3 protein-coding genes are annotated in these 3738 nt (G+C 61.6%); all 3 read right to left on the bottom strand.

Features of this window, described 5'->3' with window-relative positions:
* Nucleotides 1-160: 160 nt before the first annotated feature.
* Genes QOL62_RS19575 through QOL62_RS19565 form a run of 3 tightly spaced genes read right to left on the bottom strand, consistent with a single transcriptional unit; the run spans nt 161 to nt 3617 of the window.
* Nucleotides 161-1165 carry a tyrosine-type recombinase/integrase gene (locus QOL62_RS19575; protein ID WP_283407094.1) on the bottom strand — a complete coding sequence of 335 codons (1005 nt, stop codon included), beginning with the start codon at nt 1163-1165 and terminating at the stop codon, nt 161-163.
* Nucleotides 1162-2076, bottom strand: coding sequence for a tyrosine-type recombinase/integrase (locus QOL62_RS19570; protein WP_283407095.1), 915 nt, complete (start codon nt 2074-2076; stop codon nt 1162-1164). Before QOL62_RS19570 ends, QOL62_RS19575 begins: the two co-directional genes overlap by 4 nt.
* A complete protein-coding gene (locus QOL62_RS19565) occupies nt 2073-3617 on the bottom strand; it encodes a tyrosine-type recombinase/integrase (RefSeq protein WP_283407096.1) in 1545 nt (514 codons plus the stop codon). The genes QOL62_RS19570 and QOL62_RS19565 overlap by 4 nt, the downstream gene beginning before the upstream one ends.
* Nucleotides 3618-3738 lie beyond the last annotated feature (121 nt).

Here is a 3738-nt window from a genome sequence, read left to right as displayed (position 1 = left end):
GAATACATCTTATCTGGATCTCCGGATAAGACGTATTCTTTGCAGTCGAGATTTATGTCGAGTGGTTCGCGCGCGGGCGCAGGTTTCCGTGATGAAGACATCGTTTCTACTCCAGATAATTAAGGTTGTGGGCGATGTCGGAGGCGAGAGACCTCCGGAGCTATGCTCGTTTCCGAACGTCGTTGAGCATCATGATCAGCGGGTCAGCCGGAGGCCTGAACCGGCCTGGCTTGATCGCTGGCGAGCCGTGTGCGGCGAGGATGTGCAGCTTTTCTTCCGGATCGGCGCGCAGGTAGGCTTCAGTGCTCTGGATGCTGGCATGGCCGAGCCAGAGCGCTACTTTGCGAATGTCGCCGGTCGCAGCGAGCGTGTGCATTGCGCAGGAATGCCGTAGCACATGAGGCGTGGCCCGCTTGCGCAGCAGCGACGGCTGCTTCTTTGCCGCCGTGGCGACATGCAAGGCCAGCCTGAACGCAAATCCATCGCGCGTCATTGGCTCGCCTTTGGCGTTGAGGAATATCTCCGCCGCCTGACATGGCGGCCTGACGGCGAGCCAAGCCCGCAATGCTGCCTGCGTCTCGCGCCACAGGGGCAAGACGCGCTCGCGTCTGCCCTTGCCGATAATGTGAACCGTCGCGAGCGAGCGTTCTGGAAAGTCTTGTATCTGCAGCGACAGCAACTCGGCGACCCGCAGGCCACCGGCATAGGCAAGGTGCAGCATCGCCCGATCTCGAGTGCCCAGGCGGGACCGAGGATCAGGTGCGTCGAGCACCGCAGTAATCTCATCTCGTGTCAGATAGTCGATGAGGGTCGTGTCGGTCCGCTTTGTCGGCACGGCACGAACACGCAGCGCCAGGTCGAGGCATGCTGGGACGCGATACTCGACGTAACGGAAGAACGCCCGGATCGCCGCGAGCCGGGCATTGCGAGTTCTGGGGCTGTTCTTGCGCGCATCTTCCGTATGGTCGAGGAACGCCATGATCAGCTCGGGATCGAAATCCTCGATCGTGAGGTCAGTTGGCCTTCGCCTGAGCCGATCGGCTGCGAACCGGACCAAAAGCGCGAAGCAGTTCGCATAGGTCGTCACCGTATGCGGGCTGACATTACGCTCGCGGGGAAGATGATCCCGCAGGAACGCGGCGAGATGGGGAGCGAGCGCGGTCATGCTGCACCTCCCAGGAAAAGCTGCTCACCCGCGACAGCGATGTCGCGAAGCAGCACCGGCGTGGCTTCGAGATACCAGTATGTGTTGGCCACGTCCGTGTGGCCCAGATAGGAGCTGAGCGCTGCCATATGATGTCGGATCGCTTCCCAATCGCGAGGACAGGACTCCAGCGACCGAACGGCGAACGTGTGCCGTAGGTCATGGACGCGCATGCCGGGATCTCCGGGCGGGCCACGAAAACCCAACTCGCGCGCTAATCTGACGAACATTATATAGGCGCGCGTTGTGCTGGGGGCGTGCCCTCGGATGTGAACGAACAGATCATTGCCGTGGGCGCCGAGCTTCCGCCGAACAGCGAGATAAGCCTCCAACGCCTTGCGCGTTGATGGCTGGATCGGCAGGAGGCGTTGCTTACCGAACTTCCCGTTGCGGATGATCAGGCCGTCGGCGGTGAAATCCTCGCGCTGCAATGCGAGCGCTTCGGAAAGTCGTAACCCGGTTGTTGCGAGCAGCCCGAACAAATAGTGGTAGGTGTGTGGGCTAATCTTGCCCTTGGGCGGAAGATCAAGGGCGGCCTGCATGATCGCCTGAACTTGCTCGGGCTCGATGATGTGAGGCGTCGGGCGACGTCGCTTCCCTCTCCCGAATACGCCAGCTGGGGGCACCCGATGCTGCCGATCCTCAGCATGAGCATAAAGACAGAAGCGACGTAGATGGTCGAACCTGTCCCTGGCCACGTTCTGGGAACTCGCCGACCGGCACCAATCGTAGAGCCGCTCGACTGTGACGTGCCGGTCGCCGAAACCACGAGCATAGGCGGCGAAGAGTCGGAGCAATTGCTCCTGCACCTCAAACTTGCGGCCGAAGCTGCGATGCAGCGCGACATACCGCTCGATCTGGGCGTTCATCATGCCCTGTCTCCGGGCCAATCTTGGGCAACCTTGAGCAGCATCGGAACGTCGACCTTGGCGTAGATGGCCGTCGTCGCTGGGGACCGATGGCGCAGGATCGTGCCGACCGACTCAAGGCCGGCGCCGGCGCGCAGCATCCGTGTGGCCAGCGAATGGCGGAAGGCGTGGGCGCCCGTCGGCACGCCTTCGATGGCGCCCCGATCCAAGACACGCGCGACGATGCCGGCGATCTCAGCCGACGAACTGAACGGCCGAAAAGGAGCTTGCACCCGAACGAACAACACCTCCTCGGCGATCGGAGGGCGGGACCGCTCGATATAATCGAGGATCGCGTCCCCGGCATCCTGTGGCAATGGCAGGCGGTCGGGCCGTCTGCTCTTGCCGCTCACCCGAAGATATCCGTCGTTCCAATCGATATCGGTCAAGCGCAACTGGCAGATATCGCCAGCCCGCAATCCGAGTCTGGCGAGTAGCAGGATGATAGCCTTGTCGCGGATCTCCACCGCGGTATCGGCCTGGCAGGACGCAATGATCTTCTCGATCGTTGCATCATCCATGTAGCGTGGCAGGGTGCCGAGACGATAGCGCCTGATCGGTGGAAAGGCGTGTTGGAGCGCCGGCTCGCACTCCCCCCGCGAGACGAGAAAACGCACATAGCTCCGCATGATGCTAGTGATGGTCGAAGCGGAACCCGGCGCCTGAGCGATGCGATGACCGACGATCCGCCTGATGATGCCCGCGTTCAGCTCCGAGGGCTTGGTCAGCTCCGGCAGCCAGTGCTTCACCTCGCCGCAATAGCGCCGGATCGTCTCGGCCGAGCTGCCGCAATGCGCCTTCAGCCACGTCTTGTAGGGGGCCAGAGCATCATCCTGGTGATCCCAGCGGTCGACTTGCGAGAGAATGTTCCGATCGCGAAGAAACCCAAGGAAGCGCCGGGCTCCCTTGCTACGGCGTAGCGGCCCGAAATGACCGACCAGCGTCCCGCGCTTGCGGTAGACCGGACAACGACAGCTGTGGCCGGCATATAGGGCAACATGATCGTCGGTGACATCCTGCCACCGCAGACGAGAAAAGCGGACCCATGCGGCAAAGTGCGCCGCTTCCGAACGGTAGCTCTTGATGACCGCGGCGCTGTAGTGCTCCTGTACCAGGAATACCGCATAGTCCGCCAACAGCGTGTCCAGGCGGTCCACGTCGTCGGGCACGTCGATAACGCCCTGGTCCTCCAGGAAACGGACGAAACGCCGGACTTTACTGGTGAAGCCTGGTCGGTCAGGCTTGTGCAGGGGAAAGCCCTGACAGCGACACCGATGCTTCTCGAAACGTCGGACGACAGCGTCATCGACGGTCGATACCGCGATGCCCTGTTGTTCGATCCAGAACAGGAAATGGCGAGCGGCAGCTTTGTAAAGCGCTGCTGATCCTGCCGCACTCCCCAGAAGAGAAGAGTGGAAGGCGGTGGATAGAGCTTCTGAGGTGGGAGCGTCTCCCGTCCAGGGCTTGGGCCGTCCGTACGAAACGACCGTCTTTGGCAACGTCATAGATCCTCCAGCTTGTTGGTGCTGGGGGCACTTTAATTATCTGGAGTAGAAACGATGTCTTCATCACGGAAACCTGCGCCCGCGCGCGAACCACTCGACATAAATCTCGACTGCAAAGAAT

The organism is Novosphingobium panipatense (assembly GCF_900182875.1).
GTDB classification, from domain to species: domain Bacteria; phylum Pseudomonadota; class Alphaproteobacteria; order Sphingomonadales; family Sphingomonadaceae; genus Novosphingobium; species Novosphingobium panipatense.
This window is presented reverse-complemented; position numbering and strand designations above follow the sequence as displayed.